Origin of the sequence: Amycolatopsis jejuensis (assembly GCF_000717335.1) — a bacterium.
Taxonomy (GTDB): Bacteria; Actinomycetota; Actinomycetes; order Mycobacteriales; family Pseudonocardiaceae; genus Amycolatopsis; species Amycolatopsis jejuensis.
The window spans coordinates 108750-133753 of sequence record NZ_JNYZ01000011.1 but is presented as its reverse complement, the minus strand read 5'-3'; the positions used below and the strand labels follow the sequence as shown (position 1 = coordinate 133753).

Annotated in this window: 26 protein-coding genes; 7 read left to right on the top strand and 19 right to left on the bottom strand. The window is 69.2% G+C overall.

Going from position 1 to position 25004, the window contains the following annotated elements; translation table 11 throughout:
- Nucleotides 1–39 precede the first annotated feature (39 nt).
- The 7 genes from OO71_RS15840 to OO71_RS53330 all read right to left on the bottom strand — a co-directional run bounded on the left by OO71_RS15840 (nucleotide 40) and on the right by OO71_RS53330 (nucleotide 6451).
- A complete protein-coding gene (locus tag OO71_RS15840; protein WP_033290533.1) occupies nucleotides 40–675 on the bottom strand; it encodes a hypothetical protein in 636 nt (211 codons plus the stop codon).
- A gap of 186 nt (nucleotides 676–861) precedes the next feature.
- Nucleotides 862–1605, bottom strand: coding sequence for a sirohydrochlorin chelatase (locus tag OO71_RS15835; RefSeq protein WP_033290532.1), 744 nt, complete (start codon nucleotides 1603–1605; stop codon nucleotides 862–864).
- Entirely contained in the window at nucleotides 1602–2864 is a 1263-nt protein-coding gene (locus OO71_RS15830; protein ID WP_033290531.1) for a sulfate adenylyltransferase subunit 1, read from the bottom strand. The genes OO71_RS15835 and OO71_RS15830 overlap by 4 nt, the downstream gene beginning before the upstream one ends.
- On the bottom strand, nucleotides 2864–3784 hold the full coding sequence (gene cysD / locus OO71_RS15825) for a sulfate adenylyltransferase subunit CysD (protein ID WP_033290530.1): 921 nt from the start codon (nucleotides 3782–3784) through the stop codon (nucleotides 2864–2866). Before cysD ends, OO71_RS15830 begins: the two co-directional genes overlap by 1 nt.
- 9 nt (nucleotides 3785–3793) lie before the next feature.
- Nucleotides 3794–4489: a phosphoadenylyl-sulfate reductase gene (locus OO71_RS15820; protein ID WP_033290529.1), complete on the bottom strand. Its 696-nt coding sequence runs from the start codon at nucleotides 4487–4489 to the stop codon at nucleotides 3794–3796.
- Nucleotides 4486–6186, bottom strand: coding sequence for a nitrite/sulfite reductase (locus tag OO71_RS15815; RefSeq protein ID WP_033290528.1), 1701 nt, complete (start codon nucleotides 6184–6186; stop codon nucleotides 4486–4488). Before OO71_RS15815 ends, OO71_RS15820 begins: the two co-directional genes overlap by 4 nt.
- Nucleotides 6187–6286: 100 nt before the next feature.
- Nucleotides 6287–6451: a putative leader peptide gene (locus OO71_RS53330; RefSeq protein WP_425388678.1), complete on the bottom strand. Its 165-nt coding sequence runs from the start codon at nucleotides 6449–6451 to the stop codon at nucleotides 6287–6289.
- Between the two features lie 179 nt (nucleotides 6452–6630).
- Here OO71_RS53330 and hemW point away from each other — a divergent pair, with 179 nt between their 5' ends.
- Nucleotides 6631–7821, top strand: a complete 1191-nt coding sequence (gene hemW, locus OO71_RS15810) for a radical SAM family heme chaperone HemW (protein WP_033290527.1) — start codon at nucleotides 6631–6633, stop codon at nucleotides 7819–7821.
- A 70-nt stretch (nucleotides 7822–7891) separates the two neighbouring features.
- The gene (locus OO71_RS15805) at nucleotides 7892–8806 is read left to right on the top strand and encodes an NADP-dependent oxidoreductase (RefSeq protein ID WP_033290526.1); all 915 of its coding nucleotides are present in this window, start codon (nucleotides 7892–7894) and stop codon (nucleotides 8804–8806) included.
- Here OO71_RS15805 and OO71_RS15800 read toward each other — a convergent pair.
- Entirely contained in the window at nucleotides 8796–9503 is a 708-nt protein-coding gene (locus OO71_RS15800) for a TetR/AcrR family transcriptional regulator (protein WP_084144975.1), read from the bottom strand. The two genes, OO71_RS15805 and OO71_RS15800, sit on opposite strands and share 11 nt — an antisense overlap.
- Before the next feature lie 92 nt (nucleotides 9504–9595).
- On the opposite strand from OO71_RS15800, the gene OO71_RS15795 reads away from it, so the two are divergent.
- The 3 genes from OO71_RS15795 (at nucleotide 9596) to OO71_RS15785 (ending at nucleotide 12121) form a co-directional block, all read left to right on the top strand.
- Entirely contained in the window at nucleotides 9596–9985 is a 390-nt protein-coding gene (locus tag OO71_RS15795) for an SgcJ/EcaC family oxidoreductase (protein WP_033290524.1), read from the top strand.
- A 74-nt stretch (nucleotides 9986–10059) separates the two neighbouring features.
- Nucleotides 10060–10878: a siderophore-interacting protein gene (locus tag OO71_RS15790; RefSeq protein ID WP_051791601.1), complete on the top strand. Its 819-nt coding sequence runs from the start codon at nucleotides 10060–10062 to the stop codon at nucleotides 10876–10878.
- A gap of 10 nt (nucleotides 10879–10888) precedes the next feature.
- Entirely contained in the window at nucleotides 10889–12121 is a 1233-nt protein-coding gene (locus tag OO71_RS15785; protein WP_033290523.1) for a serine hydrolase domain-containing protein, read from the top strand.
- Here the strand turns inward: OO71_RS15785 and OO71_RS15780 are convergent.
- The 6 genes from OO71_RS15780 to OO71_RS15755 form a co-directional block, all read right to left on the bottom strand.
- Nucleotides 12111–13109 carry a TIGR03842 family LLM class F420-dependent oxidoreductase gene (locus OO71_RS15780; RefSeq protein ID WP_033290522.1) on the bottom strand — a complete coding sequence of 333 codons (999 nt, stop codon included), beginning with the start codon at nucleotides 13107–13109 and terminating at the stop codon, nucleotides 12111–12113. The two genes, OO71_RS15785 and OO71_RS15780, sit on opposite strands and share 11 nt — an antisense overlap.
- Nucleotides 13110–13119: 10 nt before the next feature.
- The gene (hydA, locus tag OO71_RS15775) at nucleotides 13120–14502 is read right to left on the bottom strand and encodes a dihydropyrimidinase (RefSeq protein WP_033290521.1); all 1383 of its coding nucleotides are present in this window, start codon (nucleotides 14500–14502) and stop codon (nucleotides 13120–13122) included.
- Complete coding sequence (locus OO71_RS15770; RefSeq protein ID WP_033290520.1) at nucleotides 14502–15344, bottom strand: nitrilase-related carbon-nitrogen hydrolase; 843 nt, start codon at nucleotides 15342–15344, stop codon at nucleotides 14502–14504. The genes hydA and OO71_RS15770 overlap by 1 nt, the downstream gene beginning before the upstream one ends.
- The gene (locus OO71_RS15765) at nucleotides 15295–16830 is read right to left on the bottom strand and encodes an NCS1 family nucleobase:cation symporter-1 (RefSeq protein WP_033290519.1); all 1536 of its coding nucleotides are present in this window, start codon (nucleotides 16828–16830) and stop codon (nucleotides 15295–15297) included. Before OO71_RS15765 ends, OO71_RS15770 begins: the two co-directional genes overlap by 50 nt.
- 149 nt (nucleotides 16831–16979) lie before the next feature.
- The gene (locus OO71_RS15760) at nucleotides 16980–17411 is read right to left on the bottom strand and encodes an SSI family serine proteinase inhibitor (protein ID WP_084144974.1); all 432 of its coding nucleotides are present in this window, start codon (nucleotides 17409–17411) and stop codon (nucleotides 16980–16982) included.
- A 28-nt stretch (nucleotides 17412–17439) separates the two neighbouring features.
- The gene (locus OO71_RS15755; RefSeq protein WP_033290518.1) at nucleotides 17440–19086 is read right to left on the bottom strand and encodes a PucR family transcriptional regulator; all 1647 of its coding nucleotides are present in this window, start codon (nucleotides 19084–19086) and stop codon (nucleotides 17440–17442) included.
- 131 nt (nucleotides 19087–19217) lie between these two features.
- Between OO71_RS15755 and OO71_RS15750 the strand changes: the two genes are divergently transcribed.
- Nucleotides 19218–20711: a CoA-acylating methylmalonate-semialdehyde dehydrogenase gene (locus tag OO71_RS15750; protein WP_033290517.1), complete on the top strand. Its 1494-nt coding sequence runs from the start codon at nucleotides 19218–19220 to the stop codon at nucleotides 20709–20711.
- A 3-nt stretch (nucleotides 20712–20714) separates the two neighbouring features.
- On the opposite strand, the gene OO71_RS15745 is transcribed toward OO71_RS15750, so the two are convergent.
- From OO71_RS15745 to OO71_RS15725, 5 genes are read right to left on the bottom strand one after another with little or no spacing between them, the layout of a single operon-like run.
- Nucleotides 20715–21179 carry a hypothetical protein gene (locus OO71_RS15745; protein ID WP_051791600.1) on the bottom strand — a complete coding sequence of 155 codons (465 nt, stop codon included), beginning with the start codon at nucleotides 21177–21179 and terminating at the stop codon, nucleotides 20715–20717.
- On the bottom strand, nucleotides 21176–21754 hold the full coding sequence (locus OO71_RS15740) for a hypothetical protein (RefSeq protein WP_033290516.1): 579 nt from the start codon (nucleotides 21752–21754) through the stop codon (nucleotides 21176–21178). The genes OO71_RS15745 and OO71_RS15740 overlap by 4 nt, the downstream gene beginning before the upstream one ends.
- Complete coding sequence (locus OO71_RS15735) at nucleotides 21751–22941, bottom strand: hypothetical protein (protein WP_033290515.1); 1191 nt, start codon at nucleotides 22939–22941, stop codon at nucleotides 21751–21753. Before OO71_RS15735 ends, OO71_RS15740 begins: the two co-directional genes overlap by 4 nt.
- Nucleotides 22938–23258 (bottom strand): type VII secretion target, encoded by a 321-nt coding sequence (locus OO71_RS15730; protein ID WP_033290514.1) that lies wholly within the window; start codon nucleotides 23256–23258, stop codon nucleotides 22938–22940. The genes OO71_RS15735 and OO71_RS15730 overlap by 4 nt, the downstream gene beginning before the upstream one ends.
- Nucleotides 23258–23725: a YbaB/EbfC family nucleoid-associated protein gene (locus tag OO71_RS15725; RefSeq protein WP_033290513.1), complete on the bottom strand. Its 468-nt coding sequence runs from the start codon at nucleotides 23723–23725 to the stop codon at nucleotides 23258–23260. The genes OO71_RS15730 and OO71_RS15725 overlap by 1 nt, the downstream gene beginning before the upstream one ends.
- A 220-nt stretch (nucleotides 23726–23945) precedes the next feature.
- On the opposite strand from OO71_RS15725, the gene hrcA reads away from it, so the two are divergent.
- Nucleotides 23946–24971, top strand: a complete 1026-nt coding sequence (gene hrcA, locus OO71_RS15720; protein ID WP_033290512.1) for a heat-inducible transcriptional repressor HrcA — start codon at nucleotides 23946–23948, stop codon at nucleotides 24969–24971.
- Nucleotides 24972–25004: the final 33 nt, after the last annotated feature.

Genomic DNA, 25004 nt, shown 5'->3' with positions numbered 1-25004 from the left:
GCGGTGTAACTCCGGGCACAACGCAGCGGGCACCGAGGGTCAGCCGATGGTCGTCGTGGTGAAAACCGGGCTCGGGGACGGGAAGCAGGACGTCGGCGCGGTCACGTCACCCAGGACGCTGTTCACCACCGCCTTGAAGGTCAGGCCGGGGTCGGAGTAGCTGGTCCCGGCCAGTTTCGTCTCGATCTTGCCCGAGTCGCCTGCCTTCAGGTGCGCGGTGACCGTCGGCAGTTCGAACGTCGCGCCCCCTGCGATCGGGCCTGGGAAGCTCAGTGTTGCCACGCCGCCGTCGACCGTCAGCTTCGGTGGCGTGTCGCCCAGGCCCGACCCGCCCGTGAGGTCCGCGCTCACGAACGACGAGTTCGCCGGGATCGGGATCTTCAGCGCGAAGGTGTTGATGTTCTTCACCGTGTACCCGCTCACCGACGACGGCACCTTGTTCGGCGCCGGGTCGATCACCACGTCGAACGCGCCGCCCGGGGTGATCGTCGCGGGCGCCGTGACGTCTGCGTCCTGGGTGAGGGTCACCTGCTTCGGGCCGACCACGGGTGCGTCGGCCTGGCAGTCGAAGGTGACGGTGGTGGCCGCCAGCGCCGGGGTGGCGAGCGCCAGTGGGAGGACGACCGACGTGGCGACGGCGGCCAAGCGGGCACGAGAAAGCCGAACTGTTTTCATCTGTATGCACCTACCTGCGGTTTTGGAGGGGGAGCCGCGCGGTGCTTAGAGAGTTACCGGCAAGTTAAGTAGTGCGTCAAGGATTGCCCGTTCCCATGTGCGGGGAGTGAGGAAAGTGGCGATAAGACCCGGCCGCTTGGCGGTGGTGGCGAGCCCGGACGGCGGCGGCGGGCCACGCTGAGTGGTCTAGACGAGCTGGGCGGTCCGCAGCAGCCCGGTGACCGCGGTGGCGTACCGGGCGATCACGACGTCCGCCACGCGCGGGTCGTCGGCGAGCGGTTCGGCGAGGAAGGCGCCGGGGTCGGCGTCGCGGGCGAGCAACGCGATCCGGTCCGGCAAGAGCCCGGGCGCGAGGAACCACGTCGCGACGATCAGGTGTCGTACCCCCCGCGCGCGCAGCCTCGCCGCAGCCGCCGGGATGTCTGGCTGTGTAGCGCTGGCGAACGTTTCGCTCACCGGCAGCCCGAGCCGCTTTTCCCACCGCGCGGCCATTGCCGCGACGACAGCGTTGGCCTGCGGATTCGACGAACCGACCGCGCTGAGCAGCACACCCGTTCCGCTGCGGCGGCGCGCCCCGGCCAGCCGGTCGAGTGCGACGGCCTCCAGCGCCGGGTCCGCGCCGAGGACGTCCGACACCTGGATCCGGAACCCGGGGCACTCGGCGGTGACCTCGTCGACGAGCGCCGGGAGGTCGACCCGGGCGTGGAAAGCGCTGCCCAGCAACAGCGGCACGACAACCGCGGCGCGGTGGCCCTGCGTGTACAGCCCGCGGAGCACCTCGGTGACGCGCGGCTCCGAAAGGTCCAGGAACGCTTCGTGCACGTCCAGCCCCGGCGCTTGGGCGCGCACGACGTCGACGAGTGCCCGCACGGTCGCTGCCGAGCGGGGATCACGACTGCCGTGCGCGACAGCGACCAGGGGAGGCGTCACGAGAACCGCTCACCCACCAGACCGGCGGCGAGGGTGTCGCCGTCCTTCGGGTCGATCACCAGGAACGCGCCGGTCCGCGGGCTCACGCCGTAGTCGTCCACCGGCAGTGCCTCCGACAGCTGCAGCGAAACCCGGCCGATGTCGTTGAGCTCCAAAGTTTCCGGAGCGTCCACACTGGACAGTGTCTGCTCGTCGAACCGGGCGTGCAGCTCGCTGGCAAGCCCCTGCACAGTGCGGGTGCCGTGCTTGATCAGCACCCGCGCGCCTGCCCGCAGCGGCTTCGACGACAGCCAGCACAGCGTGCCGGTGATCTCGTCGGTGACCTCCGGCTGCGCGTCGGCCGCCGCGATGAGATCGCCGCGGCTGATGTCGATGTCGTCGGTGAGCAGCAGCGTCACCGACGTACCGGCACCGGCTTCCTCGAGCGGGCCGTCGGCGGTGTCGATCCGCTCGATCCGGCTGCGGATGCCTTGCGGCAGCACGACAATCTCGTCACCGGGACGCACCGTGCCCGCCGCGATCTGCCCGGCGTACCCGCGATAGTCCGGGTGCTCGGCGGTGCGCGGGCGGATCACGTACTGCACCGGGAACCGCAGCGCGGAATCGTGCGGATCCGGTGCCACGGGCACGTTTTCGAGGTGCTCCAGCAGCGAAGGACCGTCGTACCAAGGGGTCTGCGAGGACCGGGTGGCCACGTTGTCGCCGTGCAATGCGGAAACCGGGATGGTGACCACGGACGCCGAGTCGTAGCCAAGCGATTCGGCGTGCGCGGTGAATTCCTTCGCGATCACGGTGAACGTGTTCTCGTCGTACCCGACGAGGTCGATCTTGTTCACCGCCAGCACCAGCTGCGGCACACCGAGCAGCGCGAGGACCGCCGCGTGCCGCCGGGTCTGCTCGACGACGCCATTGCGAGCGTCGACCAGCAGCACGGCCAGCTGCGCAGTGGACGCGCCGGTGACCGTGTTGCGCGTGTACTGCACGTGCCCAGGGGTGTCCGCGAGCACGAACGACCGCTTGGGAGTGGCGAAGTAGCGGTACGCGACGTCGATGGTGATGCCCTGCTCGCGTTCCGAGCGCAGGCCGTCGACGAGCAGCGAAAGGTCCGGAGTGGACAGTCCTTTGTCGACGGACGCGCGGGTGACCGCGTCGAGCTGGTCGGCGAGCACCGACTTCGTGTCGTACAGCAACCGGCCTACCAAAGTGGACTTCCCGTCGTCCACGCTGCCCGCGGTGGCCAGCCTCAGCAGGCTCGACATCAGAAGTAGCCCTCCCGTTTGCGGTCTTCCATGGCCGCCTCGGACATCCGGTCGTCGGCGCGGGTGGCACCGCGTTCGGTGAGCCGCGAAGCCTGCACCTCGGCGATCACCTCGTCCACAGTGGACGCCGTGGACTCGATGGCGCCGGTGCAGGATCCGTCGCCGACGGTCCGGTACCGCACGCTCAGCTCCCGCACGTCCTCATCCGGCCGCGGACCGCCCCACGGGCCTTCGCTGAGCCACATGCCGTCGCGCTGGTAGACCGCACGCTGGTGCGCGTAGTAGATCGACGGCAGTTCGACCTTCTCCCGCGCGATGTAGTTCCACACGTCCGCCTCGGTCCAGTTGGACAGCGGGAAGACGCGCACCTGCTCGCCCGGGCGGTGCCGTCCGTTGTACAGGTTCCACAGCTCGGGCCGCTGCCGCCGCGGCTCCCACTGGCCGAAAGCGTTGCGCAGACTGAAGATCCGCTCCTTCGCCCGCGCTCGCTCCTCGTCGCGGCGGCCGCCGCCGAAGACCGCGTCGAACTTGTTCTCCGAGATCGTGTCGAGCAGCGGCGTGGTCTGCAGCGGGTTGCGCATGCCGTCGGCGCGTTCCTCTAGCCGTCCGTCGTCGATCCAGTCCTGCACCTTCGCGACGACCAGGCGCAGCCCGTGCTTCTCGACCACCCGGTCACGGAATTCGAGGACCTCGCGGAAGTTGTGCCCGGTGTCCACGTGCAGCAGCGGGAACGGCACCGGCGCGGGCCAGAACGCCTTGATCGCCAGGTGCAGCAGCAACGTCGAGTCCTTGCCGCCGGAGAACAGGATCACCGGCCGGTCGAACTCGCCCGCGACCTCGCGGAAGATGTGGATGGCTTCGGATTCCAGCGCAGCGAGATTGTCCACGGCGGCATCCACCGCAGGTTCCAGAGTCGTCATGCGTTCCCCTCAGCCGTGCAATCCGCACTCGGTCTTCGACTGGCCTGCCCAGCGGCCACTGCGCGGATCGGCCCCCGCCTCGACCTTCGCCGTGCACGGGGCGCAGCCGATCGAGAGGTAGCCGATCGACACGAGCGGGTTCTCCAGGATCCCGTTTTCGTGCAGGTACCCGGTGAACTCGTCGTCGGTCCACGCCGCGATCGGGTTGATCTTCACCAGGCCGTTGCGGTCGTCCCAGGTGACGATCGGGGTGTTCGCGCGGGTCGGCGCGTCCACCCGGCGCACGCCGGTGACCCACGCGGAGTACTTGCCGAGCGTCGTGCGCAGCGGTACCACCTTGCGCAGGAAGCAGCACTGGCCCGGATCGCGCTCGTGCAGCTTCGGGCCGTACTCCGCGTCCTGCTCGGCGACGCTCTGCTCGGCCTGTGCGTTGACGATCCGCACGTCCGGGTACACCGTCTGCACCGCGTCCCGCACGCCGAGCGTCTCGGCGAAGTGGTACCCGGTTTCGAGGAACAGCACATCCACCGCGGGCTTGACCTTGGTGGCCAAGTCGATCAGGACGGCGTCCTGCATGTTCGACGCCACGATGAAGTCGTCGCCGAACGTTTCGGCCGTCCAGCGCAACGCCTCTTCGGCGGTCGCCTCCGCGAGTTCCTTCTCCGCGTGCTCGGCCAGCGAGCGGTAGTCCGTCGCGGTGCTCACTGCAGCACGCTTTCGTCGGCCCGCGCCGCCCACTGCGGGAACCGTTCGCCCGGCTCGCGGCCCGCGACATACGCCCGCACCACGCGCTCCACGTAGTCGACCAGCTCGCCCGCGGTGACCTTGTGGCCGCGCAGCTTCCGGCCGAACCCGGCGTCGAGGCCGAGCCCGCCGCCAAGGTGCACCTGGAAACCTTCGACCTGGTTGCCGTCGGCGTCGGTGACGATCTGGCCCTTCAGCCCGATGTCCGCGGTCTGCACGCGGGCGCAGGAGTTGGGGCAGCCGTTGAGGTGCACCGTGACCGGCGTTTCGAGCTGGGCGTTGATGTCGGCGAGCGACTTCTCCAGGTCGGTGACCAGCTGCTGCGCCCGTACCTTCGTCTCGACGATCGCGAGCTTGCAGAACTCCAGCCCGGTACAGGCCATCACGCTGCGCCGCCACGGCGACGGCTCGGTCTGCAGGCCCAGCTCGGCCAGTTCCGCCTGCAGGGTCGCGACCTCGGGCTGGGGTACGTCGAGCACGACCAGCTTCTGCAACGGCGTCAGCCGCACCCGGCTCGATCCGGCGCGTTCGGCGGCCTTCGCGACGGCGACCATCGTGCTGCCGGACACCCGGCCCGCGATCGGCGCCGCACCGACGTAGAACTTGCCGTCCTTCTGCGGGTGCACGCCGACGTGGTCCACCGGCAGCGCGGGGTTCTCGGCCGCCGGTCCGTCGATCAGCTTCCGCTTGAGGTACTCCGACTCGAGAACTTCACGGAATTTCTCCGCACCCCAGTCCTTGACGAGGAACTTCAGCCGCGCCCGCGAGCGGAGCCGGCGGTAACCGTAGTCACGGAAGATCGAGACGACGCCTTCCCACACGTCCGGCGCCTCGTCCAGCGGAATCCACGCGCCGAGCCGCTGCGCGAGCATCGGGTTGGTGGACAGCCCGCCGCCGACCCAGAGGTCGAGGCCGGGGCCGTGCTCGGGGTGGTGCACGCCGACGAACGAGATGTCGTTGATCTCGTGCACGATGTCCGGCAGCCCGGAGATCGCGGTCTTGAACTTGCGCGGCAGGTTCGAGAACCGCGGGTCGCCGATGTAGCGGCGGCGGATCTCGGCGAGCGCGGGGGAGGCGTCGAGCACCTCGTCCGCGGCGATCCCGGCGACCGGCGAGCCGAGCATGCCGCGCGGGCTGTCGCCGCACGCCTCGGTGGTGGACAGGCCCACCGCCTCGAGCCGCGACCAGATCGACGGCACGTCCTCGATCCGGATCCAGTGGTACTGGATGTTCTGCCGGTCGGTGATGTCGGCGGTGTCCCGTGCGTTCTCCTGCGAGATCTCGCCGAGGATCCGCAGCTGCTCGGTGGTGAGCGCGCCGCCGTCGGTGCGGACGCGCATCATCAGGTACTTGTCTTCCAGCTCCTCGGGCTCGAGCTGGGCGGTGCGGCCGCCGTCGATGCCGGGCTTGCGCTGGGTGTAGAGGCCGAACCAGCGGAAGCGGCCGCGCAGGTCGCCGGGGTCGATCGCGTCGAAACCGCGGTGCGCGTAGATGTTCTCGATCCGCGCGCGGACGTTGAGCGGGTTGTCGTCCTTCTTGGACTGCTCGTTCGGGTTCAGCGGCTCCCGGTAACCGAGCGCCCACTGTCCCTCGCCCCGCTTCTGGCGGGCGCGGGGCGGGCGGCCCTTCTGGGGAGTTTCCCGCACAGGTGCGGCCATGGGAGGTCCTCCGGGCTTGAGTTCGGGTGGCACCGGCCGTCCGGCGCACGGCCTCGGCTACGGCGCCGTGGTCCAGATGTGGTGGGCTGGGCGGCGGGAGTCAGCGGGCAGGCCGGCAGAGCGCGCTCGCGACCCGGAGAAGGTCGACGTGGCGGCGCGCCACGAGAAGGACACCGGCAGGACTCACCGGCCCAGATTGCCACGCGGGCAGAAGATCAGCCAAGCGCGTCCGGATGGTGGGAGAAGGCTCACGCCAGGGGTGCATCTCGGCCGTGAGTGTGCATTGTCCGGACGATCTGCCAGGTCTTTCCCGCGCTTCGGACACCGGATGGGACAGTCGCAACCGGGCGGTTGCCGGGCGTGCGCTGCCGGGTGTATCGTTCGGCCGCCGAGCTTTCCCCCGGGTGGCGCAGCCGTATCGCGGGGGCAGAGGAGAATGGTGCCGTGCCTGTTCCCGACACCCACCACCTTCCCGAGACCGCGCTCACCGGGCTCGGCACCCGGCCGTTCGGGGTGTACGTACATGTCCCGTTCTGCGCCACGCGCTGCGGGTACTGCGACTTCAACACCTACACCGCGGGCGAGCTCGGCTCCGCCGCTTCGCCGCGGTCGTGGCTGGACGCGCTGCGCCGGGAGCTGGAGCTGGGCGCGCAAGTATTGAGGCACGCGCCCGCGGCGGACACGGTGTTCGTCGGCGGCGGAACTCCGTCGCTGCTCGGCGCGGATGGGCTCGCCGAGGTGCTCGACGGCGTCCGCTCGGCGTTCGGCCTCGCGCCCGATGCCGAGGTGACCACCGAGTCGAACCCGGAATCGACGTCGCCGGAGTTCTTCGCGGGCATCCGCGAGGCCGGGTACACCCGCGTGTCGCTGGGGATGCAGAGCGCGGCCCGGCATGTACTCCAGGTGCTCGACCGGGTACACACGCCGGGCCGGCCGGTCGACGCGGCGCGCGAAGCCCGGGCCGCCGGTTTCGAGCACGTCAACCTCGACCTCATCTACGGCACGCCGGGGGAGCGCACCGAAGACCTCCGCGCGTCGCTCGACGCGGTGCTGTCGGCCGGGGTCGACCACGTGTCGGCGTACGCGCTGATCGTGGAGGACGGCACCGCGCTGGCCCGCCGGGTACGCCGCGGCGAACTGCCTGCGCCGGACGACGACGTCCTCGCTGCCGACTACGAGCTCATCGATTCGGTTCTCTCGGCGGCGGGCCTCACGTGGTACGAGGTGTCGAACTGGGCCACCGGCGAGGCCGCGCGCTGCCGCCACAACCTCGGCTACTGGCGCGGCGGCGACTGGTGGGGCGCCGGTCCCGGCGCGCACAGCCACGTCGGCGGGGTGCGCTGGTGGAACGTCAAGCATCCGGCGAAGTACGCGGGCCTGCTGGCGGAGGGACAGAGTCCGGAGGCCGACCGCGAGGTGCTCACGGACGAAGACCGGCATCTGGAGCGGATCATGCTGGAACTACGCATTTCCGACGGGCTCGCGCTGTCCGCCCTCGACGACGCCGGGGTCTCCCAGGCCCGCGCGGCCGCGGACGAGGGGCTGCTCGAACTGTCCGAAGTGGACAGTCGGGTGGTGCTCACTGATCGCGGGCGGCTGCTGGCCGACGGCGTGGTCCGGCGGCTCGCGGGCTGAATTCCCGCCCGCTGGGCATAACCGCGGCCGATCGTTTGTTGAACTAAGCACACGAGCGAGGGAGACGCGTATGCCGAAGGCGGTCAGGTACAGCGAACACGGCGGGATCGAGGTGCTGCAGACGGCGGAGGTGCCCCGTCCGGCACCGGGATCCGGGCAGGTGCTCGTGCAGGTCCGGGCCGCAGGCATCAATCCGGGGGAAGCGAAGATCCGCCAAGGCGCGTTCGCGGAGAGATGGCCGTCGACCTTCCCGTCCGGCCAGGGCAGTGACCTGGCCGGAATCGTCGCTGAACTCGGTGCGGACGTCGTGGAGATCGAGGTGGGGGACGAGGTCATCGGCTTCGTGGAGACCCGGTCCAGCCAGGCGGAGTACGTCGTGGTGGAGGCCGCGGACCTCACGCCGAAGCCGAGCGGTGTGTCCTGGGAGGTCGCGGGCGGGTTGTTCGTGGTCGGCACCACCGCGTACGCCGCGGTCCGGGCGGTGTGCCCGCGCGAAGGCGAGACAGTGGTGGTGTCGGGCGCGGCGGGCGGCGTCGGGTCGCTCGCGGTGCAGCTGGCGAAACTCACCGGCGCCACCGTGATCGGCATTGCCAGTGAAGCGAACCACGCGTGGCTGCGTGAGCACGATGTCGTCCCGATCGCGTACGGCGAAGGTCTTGAAGATCGGCTGCGCGAACTCGACCAGGTGCACGCGTTCATCGACACCGCCGGCAACGGTTACGTGGATCTGGCGCTGCGGCTGGGTGTGTACCCTGGACGGATCGACACCGTCGCCGATTTCGCTGCTGCGGCGCAATATCAGGTGAAGACCGAGGGCAACAAGGACGCGTCCAGCGCCGAGGTGCTGCGCGACGTTGCGGCGTTGGTGGACAAGGGATTGCTCGACGTGCCGATCGCCGCCACGTACCCGCTGAGCGAGGTCCAGGCCGCCTATCGCGAGCTGGAAAAGGGACACACGCGCGGCAAGATCGTCCTTACCGTTTGACCATCGCCGCGAGCCCGGCCACGAACGCCTCCAGGGCGAACTCGAGCCGGGCTTCGCTGGTGTCCGCGTTGAAGAACTGCCCGGCCTGCAACAGGTTCGCGAACATATCCGCAGGCAAGGACTGCATGTACGCCGACATCTGCTGTCCGCGTTCGTCCATCTCGGCCGGATCGTAGTCGCCGAACGTCCAGCCGCTCGCCTCGTAGGCGAAAGCCTTGGCGTACGTGCCCAACGCGTCCCCGGCGAACGTCGCCTGCCGTAAATCCAGGCCGCCCGCACGCAGTAGCCGGAGCATGATTTCGCCCTGCAGCAAGGAATTCGGCGTGACCGGGATCGGGGTCTGCCACGCCACCTTCGCGATCCCCGGGTACGCCATCATCGCGCTGATCTGGTGCCGTATCTGCTCCTTGACCTGCTCGGTCCAGCGCGCCGGATCCGGTTCCGGACAGGGCACCTCGCCCAATGCGGCGTCGAGCATCAGCTCGTCGAGCTCGCCCTTGTTCGCCACGTACGCGTAGAGCGACGCCGGTCCGGTGTCCAGCTGCTGGGCGACCCGGCGCATCGAGACGGCGTCGATGCCTTCCGCCGCAAGGATTTCGAGCGCGGTCTTCACGACCAGCTCCTGCGACAGCATCGGCTTCGCGGCACGCCGGCGCGGGCTCGGCGTCCGGCGCCACGGCGGGGGCGGGACGGTCATTCCCGGAAGCCTAGCCGACCTCCCCTTGACGCGAACAGTGTTCGTCAGTGAGACTGGGTCCGTAAGCGAACGACGTTCGTTAAGGAGTCGAGATGTCCGAGAAAGAAGCTGTCCTCACTGTCCTCGCGCGCCTCACCGACGCCTGGAACCGCGGCGATGCCACGGCATATGGCGAGGTGTTCACCGAGGACGCCGACTACGTCACGTTCTTCGGCTACCGGGCGGTGGGCCGCGAGGCGATCGTGACCTCGCACCGGGAGCTGTTCGAGGGCCCGCTGAAGGGGTCGAAGCTCACCGGGTTCAGCGAGCCGAGCGTGCGGTTTCCCGGCCAGGACGTCGCGATCGTGGTCGCCGGTGGTGGTTCTTCGGTGGACGGCAGTGCCGAGGGCCGGGCGAGCACGGTCACGTATGTGCTGGTCAAGGGTGGTGACGGCTGGCAGATCACGGCGTTCCAGAACACCCGGATCTCGAAGCCGTGGTGAGGACTGGGCGAAATGGGGGACAGGCGCGTACGGTGGCTTAGGTAAGCCTTACTGATCTGAATGGCGGTGTTCGAATGGCCGGAGCTCCGGCACGCAAGGCGAGGCCTGCCGTGCGCCTCGAGGTGCTGCGCAAGGAAAGCCTCACCCCGCACATGATCCGGATCGTCGCCGGCGGCGCCGGGTTGCGCGATTTCCGTCCCAACGAGTTCACCGACGCCTACGTCAAGGTGATCTTCAAGGTCCCCGGCGTCGAGTACCCGGAACCGTTCGACGTGCAGCGGATCCGCGAGGAACTGCCGCGTGAGCACGCGCCACGGATGCGCACGTACACCGTCCGCGGGTACGACGAGGCGGCCGGTGAGCTGGTGCTCGACTTCGTGGTGCATGGCGACGAGGGCCTGGCCGGGCCGTGGGCGCAACGGGCGCAACCGGGCGACGAGCTGCTGCTGGCCGGTCCGGGCGGGGCGTACGCGCCGAGCGCCGAAGCTGGGTGGCACCTGCTGGTGGGGGACGAGTCGGCGTTGCCGGCCATTGCCACGGCACTGGAGGCGCTGCCCGCGGGGGTACCGGCGCACGTGTTCCTGCTGGTCTCGGATCAGGCGGAGCACCAGCCGCTCGCGACCAAGGCCGATGCGCAGGTCCGGTGGCTGCACCGCTCGCGCGGCGACGACCTCGTAGCGGCGGTGAAGGCGCTGCCATGGCCGAGCGACGACGTGCACGCGTTCGTCCACGGCGAGGCCGGTTTCGTCCGGGATCTGCGGCGGTACCTGTTCGACGAGCGCGGGGTCGCACGGGATTCGGTGTCGCTGTCCGGATATTGGCGCGAGGGCAAGACCGACGAGGCCTGGCGCGAGGAGAAAGCAGCCGAGCGGAAGGCGCTGGAATCGGCGTAATGTCGCCGGCATGGCGACCGAGGTGAAGGTGGAGGCCGATCCGGCCGGCGCGGGTTTCGACGAGGCACGGCTGCGGCGGATCGACCGGCATTTCACCAGGTACGTCGAAGACGGGTTGCTGCCCGGATTCCTCGCGGTGGTGAGCAGGCACGGGCGGATCGTGCACGTGGCCTCGCACGGCGCGCGGGACGTCGAAGCGGGAGCGCCCGTGGAGACTGACACGATCTGGCGAATCTTCTCGATGACGAAACCGGTCACCTCGGTGGCCGCGCTGACGTTCGTCGAGGAGGGGCGGATCGACCTCACCGACCCGATTTCGCGCTGGCTGCCGGAATTCGCCGAGCCGCAGGTGTACGTCAAGGGCTCGGCGCTGGCTCCGCTCACGGAACCGGCGATCGAGCCGATCCGTTTGTGGCACCTGCTTTCGCACACCGCGGGTCTCACGTACGGCTTCCACCACGCACATCCGGTCGACGCGATCTACCGCGCCAGCGGCTACGAATGGGGGACGCCGCCGGGCGCGGACCTCGCCGAGTGCACCCGCGCGTGGGCGCAGTTCCCGCTCGTGTTCCAGCCCGGCAGTGAGTGGAATTATTCGGTGGCCACCGACGTACTCGGCCGACTCGTGGAGGTGCTGGCCGGAAAGCCGCTCGACGAGGTGTTCGCGGAGCGGATCTTCGACCCGCTGGGCATGCCGGACACCGGTTTCTGGACCGAGGACACCGACCGGCTGGCCGCCCTGTACCTGCCCGCGCCGAAGACGAAACAGCTGGTCCGCAACGACGCCTTCGGTGCGCTTGGCACGTCGCGGCCTGCATGTTTCTCCGGTGGTGGCGGCCTGGTGTCCACGGCCGCCGACTACCATCGGTTCACGCAAATGCTCCTGCGCCGCGGAGAGCTCGACGGCGTGCGCGTGCTGAGCCCCCGCACGGTCGACCTGATGACGGCCAACCACCTGCCCGGCCACGTCGACCTGGAGGAGTACGGCCGCCCGCTGTTCGCCGAAATGCCCTTCGACGGGTACGGGTTCGGCCTGGGCTTTTCGGTGCTGATCGACTCGGTGAAGGCGAAAACCCTGTCCACGCCGGGGGAGTACGCCTGGGGCGGGGCGGCATCGACGGCGTTCTGGGTGGATCCGGACGAGGACCTGACGGTGGCGTTCTACACCCAGCTGCTGCCGTCGAGCACACACCCGATCCGGCAGCAGCTTCGGCAGCTGGTGTACCAGGCCATTACGTGGTGAGCTTCGAGATCACCTGCGTCCCGTAGCTTGCCAGCGTTTCCTCTCGTTCGTCGTGCATCAGGTACAGCGCGAACTGGTCCACGCCCAGGTCCGCCAGTTCTTCCAGCCGTGCGACGTGCGCCGCGGCTGGGCCGAGCAGGCAGAACCGGTCGACGATCTCGTCCGGTACGAAGGCGGTCGACGGGTTTCCCGCGCGGCCGTGGTGGGAGTAGTCGTAGCCCTCGCGCTCGCGGATGTAGTCAGTCAGCTCGTGGGGCACCGGGCCCGACGAGCCGTAGCGGGACACCAGATCGGCCACGTGATTCCCCACCATCCCGCCGAACCAGCGGAGCTGTTCCCGTTGATGCGCAAGGTCTTCGCCGACGTATGCCGGAGCTGCGACGCAGATCGTGATCCCGCCCGGGTCTCGTCCGGCGGCCCGGGCGGCGTCCCGGACCGCGCCGATGGTCCAGCGGGCGATTGCCGGGTCCGCGCACTGCAGGATGAACCCGTCCGCGTGTTCGCCGACGGTCTGCAGCGCTTTCGGTCCGTACCCGGCCATCCACATTTCCAGCCGCCCGCCGCGGATCCACGGGATGCGCACCGCGGTGTCGTTCATTGTGACCTCGCGGCCCTCGGCGAGGTCTTTCACCACGCGCATGCAGTCGCGTACGGTGGCCAAAGTGGACGGTGGGCGGCCGACCACCCGGTGCGCGGAGTCGCCGCGGCCGATGCCGCAGACCGTGCGGTTGCCGTACATGTCGTTGAGCGTGGCGAAGGTCGAGGCCATCACCGACCAGTCCCGCGTACCCGGGCTGGTCACCATCGGGCCCACCACCAGCGCCGACGTCGCCGCCAGGATCCGTGAGTAGATCACGAACGGCTCCTGCCACAGCACGCACGAGTCGAACGTCCAGCCGTAGCGGAACCCGGCGTCCTCGGCCGCCTTCATCAACCGCACGACCTCCGTCGCGGGCGGGTCGGTCTGCAGCACGATGCCGAAATCCATGGCGGACTCCCTAGTTCAGGTACTGATTGAGCCCGCGGGACAGGAACTTCCCGTGCCCGGCTGCCCCGGAGAACCCGTCCGGCGACACCACGACCCGGCCACGCGACAGGACAGTGTGGACCTTCCCGGCGAGCTCGAAGCCTTCGTACGCCGAGTAATCCACGTTCATGTGATGCGATTCCGCCGACAACGTCTGGGTCGCCGCCGGGTCGTACACCACGATGTCCGCGTCCGAGCCCGCCGCGATCACGCCTTTACGCGGGTACAGGCCGAACATCCGCGCGGGCGTCGCGGAGCACGTCTCCACCCAGCGGCCCAGCGAAATCTCACCCGCCACGACCCCTTGGTGCAGCAGATCCATCCGGTGCTCGACCCCCGGAATCCCGTTGGGAATCGCACGGAAATCGCCGCGGCCCAGTTCTTTCTGGTCCTTGAAACAGAACGGGCAATGGTCGGTCGAGACCACGGACAGGTCGTTTGTGCGGAGCCCGCGCCACAAATCGGGTTGGTGCGATTTGTCCCGGAGCGGCGGGGAAGCGACGTACTTCGCCCCCTCGAAGTCCGGCTTCGCGAGGTCCTCAATGGACAGATAGAGGTACTGCGGACAGGTTTCGGCGAACACGTTCCGCCCGTCGTCCCGCGCCTCGGCAACCGCGGCAAGTGCCTGCGACGCCGACAAATGCACGATGTACAGCGGACATCCGGTCACCTGGGCGAGCCGGATTGCCCGCGACGTCGCCTCGCCCTCCAGCTCCGGCGGCCGGGTGAGACCGTGCTGTACCGGCTCGACGCGTCCGGCCGCGACCGCCTGCGCGGCCAGCTCGTCGATCGCGATGCCGTTCTCGGCGTGCATCATGATCGTCGCGCCGATTTCGCGGGCCTGCTGCATGGCACGCAGGATTTCCCCGTCGGTGGAATAGAAAACGCCCGGGTACGCCATGAACATCTTGAAGCTGCCGACCCCGCCGTCCGCGCACGCCTGCATTTCCTTGAGCGTGGAATCGTTGACGTCGGACACGATCATGTGGAACCCGTAGTCGATCGCGCAGTTGCCGTCCGCTTTGGAGTGCCATTTGTCCAAGGTGGACAGAAGTGACGTGCCCTTGGCCTGTACGGCGAAGTCGATGATCGTCGTGGTCCCGCCCCATGCCGCGGCGGTGGTACCGGTCTCGAAGGTGTCCACCGAATGCGTGCCGCCGAACGGCATTTCCATGTGCGTGTGCGCGTCGATGCCGCCGGGCAGCACGTACTTCCCGGTGGCGTCGATCGTCTCGTCCCCGGTGAGCGTGCCGGGCGCGCCCACCGCCGCGATGGTCTCGCCGTCCACCAGCACGTCGGCGGTGACCGCGCCGGACGGCGAGACGACCTGCCCGCCTCGGATCAGCGTGGTCATCAGGCCTCCGTGAGCGGGCCGTAGCTGTCCGGGCGGCGGTCGCGGTAGAACGCCCAGAGGTCACGGACCTCGGCGAGGCGGCCCATGTCGAGGTCGCGCACCACGATCTCCTCCTCGGTGTCCGACGCGGCCTCGCCGACGAGCTGCCCGCGCGGGTCCGCGAAGTACGACTGACCGTAGAAGTCGTTGTCTCCCAAGGGTTCCACGCCGACCCGGTTGATCGTGCCGACGTAGTACTCGTTCGCCACCGCGGCGGCGGGCTGCTCCAGCCGCCACAGGTACTCCGACAGCCCGCGGCTCGTCGCCGACGGGTTGAACACGATCTTCGCCCCGGCCAGCCCCAGCGCACGCCAGCCCTCGGGGAAGTGCCGCTCGTAGCAGATGTACACGCCGATCCGGCCGACCGCGGTGTCGAACACCGGGTAGCCGAGGTTGCCGGGACGGAAGTAGAACTTCTCCCAGAACCCCTTGACCTGCGGGATGTGGTTCTTGCGGTGCATGCCGAGGTACTTGCCGTCGGCGTCGATCACGGCTGCGGTGTTGTAGTAGACGCCCGGCTGTTCCTGTTCGTACATCGGCACCACGAGCACCACGCCGTGCCGCTCGGCGACCTCCTGCATGAGCCTCGTGGTGGGACCGTCCGGGATCGCCTCGGTGTAGGAGTAGAAGTCCGCGTCCTGTACCTGGCAGAAATACGGGCCGTAGAACAGTTCCTGCAGGCAGATCACCTGGGCGCCCTGCGAGGCCGCCTTGCCGATCGCGTCGACGGCATTGGCGATCATCGAGTCCTTGTCACCCGTCCACCGCTGCTGGATCAATCCGGCTCGGACCGTCTCGGTCACTGGTTTCCTCCTTGTTCGCGCGAGTGTTGAGCAGCAGGTAGCTGATGAAGGCGCCGGCCAGGCCCACCACCCAGTTGTAGTCGTACAGCGGCTTCAGGAACGGGATCAGCCCGTCGGCAGGGAACGGCCCGCCGTACGCGCCGCCCACCGCGAGCACTGCGCCGACCAGCGTCGCGACCACCGCCCGCCAGTGCCAGCCTGCGGTGAACCAGTACGCGCCGCCGGGCAGGTACAGATCGGCCAGCTTGAGCCGGGTCCGGTTGATCACCCAGTACCCGGCGATGAGGACCCCGGCGACCGAGCCGAGCACGCCGCCGTAGAACCCGAGCCAGGCGAAAATGTAGATGTCCGGGTCGGAGTACAGGCGCCACGGCTGGATCACGACGCCGATCACGCCGGTGATCAGCCCGCCGAGGGCGAAGGTGATCCGCTTCGGGAACGCGTTGGAGAAGTCGTACGACGGGCTCACGACGTTGGCCGCGAGGTTCGCCGAGATCGTGGCCAGCACCAGCGCCACCAGCGCGACCACCACCACGACCGGGCTGGAGAAGCGGTCCGCGAGCTGCGCGGGGTCCCAGATGTCCTGGCCGTAGAGGACGTGCCCGCCGGACGTGGTGAGGATGGCGACGATCGCGATGAACGTCATCGTGGTCGGCAGGCCGAGGATCTGCCCGCGCATCTGCTTGCGCTGGCTGCCGCCGAAGCGCGTGAAGTCCGGCATGTTGAGCGACAGCGTCGACCAGAATGCGATCATCGCCATCAGGGACGGGGCGAAGACCTTCCAGAAGTCCGGTCCCCAGCCGAGCTTGCCGCTGTCCTGCAGGATCGGGCCGAGGCCGCCCGCCTTCACCAGCACGTACCCGAGCAGGATCAGGAACCCGACCGACACCAGCGGCGCGGTCCAGTTCTCGAACCGCCGGACCGCCTCCATCCCGCGCCAGATGATCAGCATCTGCACGACCCAGAACACCGCGAACGACAGCCACAGCGTCCAATGCTGCCCGGCGATCATCGCGGAATCGCGCCAGCCGGACCCGGCGAGCCTGCCGACGATCACATAAATCGCCTCGCCGCCGACCCACGTCTGAATACCGAACCAGCCGCATGCGATGAATGCGCGCAGCAATGCCGCGAGATTGGCGCCGCGCAGGCCGTAGAATGCGCGGGCGAAGACCGGGAACGGAATACCGTATTTCGTGCCCGCATGGCTGTTGAGCAGCATCGGAGCGAGTACGACAAGGTTCCCGATGGTGATGGTGATGAGCGCTTGCAGCCAATTCATGCCGAGCGCGATCAATGATGCCGCGAGGGCGTAGCTCGGGATATTGTGAGCCATGCCCATCCAGAGGGCAAAATAGTTGTAAGTCGTCCAGGTTCGCTTTTCGACCGGGACCGGGGCCAGTTCGTCGTTGAAGAACCGGCTGCCTTGCAGCGCCCGCACGTCGCCGAGGTCCACCCGGCTGTGCTCACGTGTCGTCGGCTCCATTGCGGAATGGTGCGCGCCGGGCGGGGGGCGGGGGCAGACACAGACTGTTCACTGTTGCACCGCCCTCGGCGCAGTCTGTCGATTGCGCCGAGCGGCGCGGGGGTGCATGACCTGCGTCACACCTGCTGGTCCGGTCCACGAGCAGGTGGTCAGAACGCGAAGACGCTGGCCGACTGGCTGTCGGCGGCGCATTTGTTCGGATAGGTCGTGCGGAAGGCGACCGGGGTGCCCCGCCAGGTGCCGACTGCCGTGACGTCCACCGGGGAGTAGATCATCGTGCACTTCTGGCGCCGCGGGGTGATGCGGGTGAAGTCGCCGTTTGCGGTGGTCAGGGTGGCGCATGCGGCGTCCCGGTTGCGGTGGGTGCCGCCGGTGGGCTGGCAGGTCAGGGTTGCGCTGCGGACGGCGCCCGAGTTTTCGTGCATGGTCAGCTGCAGGGTGGATTCCGGCAGGATCGGCTGCAGGAACGAAGACCCCGGCGACAGCGATTCCACCGGAACCGACTCCACCGCGGCCGCGGGAGCCGCCCCACCCAGTCCGAGCGCAACCACCGCAACCGAAGCCAAAGACGTCAACACCATGCCATCGATATCGGCACGCCGGACCCGATCACTGTGCTCCTCGTCCGGGTGGGGTTTCCTCGCTCGGACGGGTGGCCGCGGAGAGATCATGGGCCAGCAAAGCCACGTACAGCGACAGCATCGACTCCGGATCTTCCAGTCGCACGCCCAGCACCTGTTCGATCCGGGCCAGCTGCTGGTAGTACGCCGTCCTCGAGGTGTGGGCGGCGACGGCCGCGGCGGACTTGTTGCCGCCGTGGGCGCAGTAGTGCCGCAGGGCCGACACCAGGCGGCTGCCCGACGCGGCATCCCGCTCCAGCAGGGGGCCCAGCTCGCGGGCGGCGAAAGCGCGGACGCGTTCGTCGTCGGCCAGGAGGTGGAGTAGACCACGGAGGCGGACGTCCTTCAGGTGGTGCAGCGGGCGATGAACGGCATCGTCCAGGGCAGCGGCGGCCACGTGGGCGGCTTCGACCAGAGTGCGTTGTGCGTCGGCCGGGCCGGTGACCGTGGTGCCGACTCCGAGGACTGCCGGAGCGGCCAGCCGGGCGTCGTGGATGTCGGTCGCGAGGCGGTGCAGGACCGCATCGACGTTGGCGTCCAAGGAAAGCGCGAGAAGGGCGCGTACCGCGGTCTCATCGGTGGACACCAGCGCGGACACCTTCGCCCGCCGCGCCGCGAGGGCAGTCGTCTCGGCGAGTTCCCGCAGTAACGGAGGCGTGGAAAGCGAAGGCCGCGTGGTGGCCGTGATCCGCGGGCGCAATGCCAAGCCGACCAGGCGGCGTCCGGTCAAAGGGACGGCCAGCGCGGAAGCCCGGGCCAGGATTTCCGCCGACGGCGCAGGCGAATTCAGCAGTTCCACCAAAACCGCGCGGTGCGCTTGGCGTTCGAGAGTGTCGGAATCCCGGGTGACCAGCCGGTGTACCGCGAGCGCCGACGCGGCCCGTTCGGCGACCACTCGGTACCGGCGCGGCGGCGGTTCGGCGCAGACCAGCACCAGCCGTCCCCAGTCGTGGCCGCGGGCGCCGACCACGGTGGTCAGCCAGCCCGCCGCCGCGTGGTACCCGGTGCGCTCGCCGACCTGCACCACTCGCGACCGCGCGGGCCAGCCGGTCAGCAGCTCGCCCGGGTCGGTACCGGCGGTGTCGTAGGCCAGTACCTCGTGTTCCAGCGTCTCCAGGACGACCGGCTGCTCGGTCAGCCGCGCGACCTCGGCCAGCACCGCGCTCGGCTCGGCGCCCGCGACAGTCAGCGACGTGAACGTCTCGTGCACGCGTTCGGCGGCGCGCAGTTCGGCGACCTGCGCATCCACGATCATGCCGTTCACCGCCTCGGTCACCGCCACATAGCGCGTCTCGCGGGACAGCGTGACCAGCGGCAACCCGCATTCCTCGGCCGCGGACACGAGCGCCCGCGGCAGCTGGTCGTTCCAGTGCCGCACCAGTTCGATCACCACGCCGGACACGCCCACCTCGGCCAGATCGGTGACGTACCGGCTCAGCGCGGCGGCGTCGTCGGGCAGCGCGACCCCCGTGGTGAGCACGAGCTCGCCGCCGCGCAGCAGGTGCGCGATGTCGGCCACCTCGGCGGCATGGGCCCAGCGCACGCGCCGGTCGAGCCCGGCGCTGCCCGCGACCACCCGCGGATGGCCCTGGCGCAGCACCGGCAGCGCGAGCACGTCGGCGACGGTCGGGTACATCGGTCCCCCTTGCTGGCCGGCAGGGCACAGACTGTACGGCGGGACGGGGTAGTCCGTACACGTTGTCGATGGCGTCCGCGTGCCGTTCGCCCGGAGACTCGGGAGGCACCCGACCGGAAGGAGCGGACGTCGTGACCGACCGCATCAGCCATTGGATCGACGGCAAGCCGGTCGCCGGCTCCGGACGCACCGGCGACGTCTTCGACCCGGCCACCGGGCAGGTCCGCGCGCAGGTCGACTTCGCCGGACCAGCCGAGGTGGACCAGGCGGTGGCCGCCGCGTCCGCTGCGTTGCCGGGCTGGCAGGGTACGTCGCTCGCCGGGCGCACGCGCGTGTTGTTCGCGTTCCGCGAGCTGCTGCAGGCGCGTAAGCACGAGCTGGCGAAAATCGTCACGAGCGAGCACGGCAAGGTCGAATCCGATGCCGCGGGCGAGGTCGCGCGCGCGATCGAGAACGTCGAATATGCTTGTGGCGCAGCACAATTGCTCAAGGGTGGGTTCAGTGAGAACGCTTCCACCGGCGTCGACGTCTACTCGATCGCCCAGCCACTCGGCGTCGTCGGCGTGATTTCCCCGTTCAACTTCCCCGCGATGGTGCCGTTGTGGTTCGTGCCCAACGCGCTGGCGTGCGGCAACACTGTCGTGCTCAAGCCGAGCGAGAAGGACCCGTCGGCGGCGCTGTTCATCGCCGAACTGCTCGCCGAGGCGGGGCTCCCGGCTGGCGCGTTCAACGTGCTGCAGGGCGACAAAGCCGCGGTCGACGGGTTGCTGGCGCATCCGGAGGTCAGGGCCATTTCCTTCGTCGGATCCACGCCGATTGCCCGCTACGTCTACGAAACCGGCACCGGCCACGGCAAGCGCGTACAGGCGCTCGGCGGCGCCAAGAACCACATGGTCGTTCTCCCGGACGCCGACCTCGACCTCGCCGCGGACGCCGCCGTGTCGGCCGGTTTCGGGTCGGCGGGGGAGCGGTGCATGGCGGTGTCCGTAGTGGTCGCGGTCGATCCGATCGCCGACGAGCTCGTGGCCAAGATCGCCGAACGGATGGGGCGGCTGCGCGTCGGCGACGGGCGCAAGCCGGAGTCCGAGATGGGCCCGCTCGTCACGCGGGCGCACCACGAGCGGGTTTCGTCCTATGTGGACACCGGAGTGGCCGAAGGCGCCGAGCTGGTGGTGGACGGCCGGGGCGTCGAGGCCGACGGTGCCGAGGCCGGCTTCTGGCTCGGCCCCACGCTTTTCGACCGCGTCCTGCCCGGGATGCAGGTGTACACCGACGAGATCTTCGGCCCGGTGCTGTCCGTCGCGCGCACCGCGAGCTTCGACGACGCGCTCGCCCTCATCAACGCCAACCCGTACGGCAACGGCACCGCCATCTTCACCGGCGACGGCCGTGCGGCGCGGCGTTTCCAGAGCGAGGTGGAGGTGGGCATGGTCGGCGTCAACGTGCCGATCCCGGTGCCCGTCGGCTACTACTCCTTCGGCGGCTGGAAGGACTCCCTCTTCGGCGACACGCACGCGTACGGCCCGGAAGGCTTCCACTTCTTCACGCGCACGAAGGTGGTCACGTCGAGGTGGCCGGACACCTCGCATGCGGGCGTGAACCTGGGCTTCCCGAAGAATTCCTGATTTTCAGAGCACGTTGACCAGCCGCCTGCTCGCCAGGATGCAGACGGCAGTGATCTGCCCGGCAACCAGGTTTTCGCGGTCGGCGCGGTAGGTGCGGCCACCCGCCCGCACCAGCCATTTCCCCTTGCTGTGCTTGATGCCGATCGGGTGGTCGTCGGTGATCGGACCGGTGCCGAAGTCGTGCGCCGGTCCGGTGATCACGGTCAGCGGCTCGCGGAACTCGGCCAGCCGCTTGGTACCGAAGCGGATCGCCCCGGCCAGAAGCGCCAGGCAGGCCACGACCGCCATCACCACCGGCACCGTGAAGCCGGTCTTGACCACGGCGAAAACCGTGGTCACCACAACGAAACCGGTGATCGCCGCGAGGCCCCAGAAGAGCCCGTCCAGCACCATCCCGCGCTGGCTCGGGTGCAGCCGCCCGGCGAGGTTGGCCGCCGCCACCTCGCCGGGATCGACGTGGACGCTCATGCCGGGATCACGTTCACCAGGATCTTGCTCCGCGGCGTGAACAACGCGGTGTTGGTGCGATTGCCGAGCACCCGGCTCGTCAGCTCGTGATCGAGCCGGTACGTCTTGCCGTTGACGACGAGGTAGGTGAACGTCATCCGGTCGGTCGCCTCGAACAGGTACATCGCATGCCGGCCGCCGGTGGGCCGTTGGTGGACGTGGCCGTAATCGTGCGTCCAGCCGGTGACCTGGTCGAGCTTGCCGCTGCGCACTTCCGCCAGCCGCCGCCGGACCGCCCGCCCGGGGACCACCGCGACTGCCAGGAGCAGTGCGGTGAGCAGGTACAGCTGCCAGTTCAGCGACCAGTACGACACCGGCGCGCGCCCGATCGCCGCGTTGACCGTGTTCAGATTCGCCCGCTCCGCGCTGCTGACTCCCAGGGCGACCGGGGCGAGCACGGCTGCCGCGATCGCGACGGCCGTGAGCAGCCCGCACACCCAGAACGTGCTGTCCAGCACCTTCCCGCGTTGGGACGGATGCAACCGGCCAGCCCGGTTGGCCTGGTCAGCGGCTGCTTGTACGGCTTCCTGCGTCACTCGCCTTCCTCGTGTTCCTTCTCGTACGCCTCCGACCCTTCGGCGTACCGGTCGTACTGCTCGTTCTCCTGCCGCCGCCCCTCGGTGACCGCGCCGGTGTAGTCCGCCGAGGTGAACGGCGGCCGCCCGCCTTCCTTCTGCCACTCCTGGAGCTTGAAGAACTTGCGCCCGTCCTCCGAGTAACTCTCGCCTGCCCCCTCGAAGTGCTCGCGCCCCGGCACCTTGTCCTTGGCCGAGTTGGTCCAGCGCTCCGCCTTCTGCGCCGCCGACTCCGCGCGTCCGGCTTCCTTGAGGTCCCCGGCCTTCTTCTCCAGCCCGGCAGCCAGGTCGACGCTCTTGTCGGTGACCTTCCCCGCCGCCTTCCCGACCTTCCGCAGCGCGTTCGCCGCCTGCTCGATCGCGGCCTTCGACTTGCCCGCGCTCTCCGCGAGCTTGTCCAGCTTCGCCACGACCTTCGCGATCCGGGTGCCGATCTTCTCCGCGAGAATCCCGCCCTCGATGACGGTGTCGGCGATGAACGCGGCCACCGTACCGCCGAAGGTGCACCACGACGACGCCAGCGCGGCCAGGCCCTTGATGATCAGCTCGCCGACGAACGACGAGATCATGTCGCGGATCAGCCCGCGTTCCGTGCCGACCAGCGCGGCGGCGACGTTCATGCCAGTGGACGCGCTGCTCGCGTGCCCGGCAGCGCCCCGCAGCGTCTCGGCGTAGCTCTTCGCGGTGGCCTGGTACGCCTGTCCGCCCTGGCCCTGGAAATGCGGCGCGACCTTACCCGCGGCCTGCTCGTACTGATCCGCGCTCTCGGACAGCTGCTTCGAGATGTTCGACCAGGTCACCGCCTTGGCCGTGACCGCCTCCGGGTTGCCCGCGAGCTGGTCGAGGCCTTCCTTGAGGAAGCTGATGTGCTCGATCAGCCAGCCGACCCCCGCGCTGGCGAGGGTGCCGAGCGGGTCCATCGCCGCGCCGAGCAGGTCGAGTCCGTCGGTGAGGCCGTCGACCGCGAGGTTGCCCCAGTCGCCCTTGCGCGCGTCGGTGAGGGTGGCCGCCGCGTCGTTGAAGATGCCGGCGCCGGACGTCTGGGCGTTGACGTTGTCCAGCTCGTTCGCCGACGACCCCATGTTCGTGGTCGGGCCGCTCGGCGACTCGGCCTTCGCGACCAGCGGGTTCTCCTGCGTCTCGGTCATTCCGGCAGCTCCTTGCCGAGGCCTTTGATGTGGCCGACGGTCTGCTTCTCGTGGTGGTCGAAGTGGTCGTGGGCCTGCTTCAGCCGGTCCGCGATGCTGTCGGCCGCACCCGCCACGTCCTGCACGAACGACGTCGCCACCGACATCCAGATCTGCAGCGGCGCGGCGAACACCTGCCCGACGAGACCGAACGCGTCGTCGCCGAACGACTGGCCGGACGCGGTCGCCTGCGCCGCGGTGTGCACGCCCGCCGCGATGTCCTCGACCTCGCCCTGGTGCGCCCGCAGCGCCGGGAGGTCCACCTTCGAACCGGTCATCAGTCCCTCCCCAGGAGCGGGCCGCCGTAGTAGTCGTCGTCCTCGGCGGCCGGAGCCGGACGGCGGACCGGCCGCGGAGCCGGTTCCTCGGTCGTGTCGAAGAATTGCCGCCCGGATTCCGAAGGGGCCGGTTCGTCCGGAATTTCCGGTGCCGGTATTTGTTCCTCGAGGAATTTCATCGCGTCGCTGTTTTCGCCGATCACCGGCGCCATGATCGCGGTCAGCTGCTGTGCCGCCTGTGCCTGTGCGCGCTGCGCGGTCGTCACCACCGCGGCGGCGAGCACGGCCCGCGGCAGCTCGTCCGCGCGGCTGCCGAACTCGAGTTTCTGCAGCGCTCCGGCGGTGTTGACGGTGACGGTCACGGCGCCGTCCTGGCTCGTGGCGGTCGCCGCGACGTGTTTCAGCCGCTCCTGCGCATCGAGGGCCCGCTGCCGGATTTCGGCGATTTCGGGAGAAAGTGCATTCATGTCGGCGGCTGCTTTCGCATTGATCGGCTCATGGTCTTTCCGAGGCAGAAAACCGGGTTCCGGTTCCCGGTGCAAGCGAAGATCCGAGTTGCCCGATTGGTCTTTATTGACAAGCGTTTAACGGCCGTTTACCCGGGCCTGGTGCGGCGGGGTCCGGCGCCGGGCACTCCCGGGTCCGTAAACTCGTTGTGAGGGTCAGGCGGACCGTAAGGAGGTGCCGGTGGCGAACACGGACGAGCGTCGCTTCGAGGTGCTGCGCGCGATCGTCGCCGACTACGTCTCCAACCAGGAGCCGGTCGGGTCGAAGACGATCGTCGAACGGCACAACCTCGGCGTTTCGAGTGCCACCGTGCGCAACGACATGGCCGTGCTCGAGGAAGAGGGGTACATCGCCCAGCCGCACACCAGCGCCGGGCGGATCCCCACCGACAAGGGCTACCGGCTCTTCGTGGACCGGCTCTCGGAGATCAAGCCGCTGTCCCCGGCCGAACGGCGCGCCATCACCAGCTTCCTCGACTCCGGCACCGACCTCGACGACGTGCTGCGCCGCTCGGTCCGGCTGCTCGCGCAGCTCACCCGGCAGGTCGCGGTGGTGCAGTACCCGATGCTCACCAACACCGTGGCGCGCCACCTCGAGGTGGTCCCGCTCACGCCCGCGCGGCTGATGCTCGTGCTGATCACCGACTCCGGCCGGGTCGACCAGCGCACGGTCGACCTCGGCGACGTGGTCACCGAGGAGACCGTGCTGCGGCTGCGTACGGTGCTGAACGGCGCGCTGTCCGGGCGGCGGCTGATGGACGCCGCGACGGCGGTCGCCGAGCTGCCCGAAGCCGCGCCCGCCGACCTGCGCGACCACCTCACCCGGATCTGCACCACGCTCGTCGAATCGCTGGTCGAGCACCCGGAGGAGCGGATCGTGCTCGGCGGGACCGGCAACCTCACGCGCAACGTCGCGGACTTCCCCGGATCGCTGCGGCAGGTGCTCGAAGCACTCGAGGAACAGGTCGTGGTCCTCAAGCTGCTCGCCGCCGCGCGCAACCCCGGTGCGGTCACCGTCCTCATCGGTGAGGAAAATGAGGACGAGCAGATGCGCAGCACCTCGGTCGTGTCGATCGGCTACGGCCGGAACGACATGCTGCTCGGGGGGATGGGCGTCGTCGGGCCGACCCGGATGGACTACCCCGGCACCATCGCGGCGGTCCGCGCGGTCGCCAACTACGTGGGGCAGATCCTGTCCGGCCGCTGACCGGCGGCCGTGGCGGAACACGAAGGAGAAGGC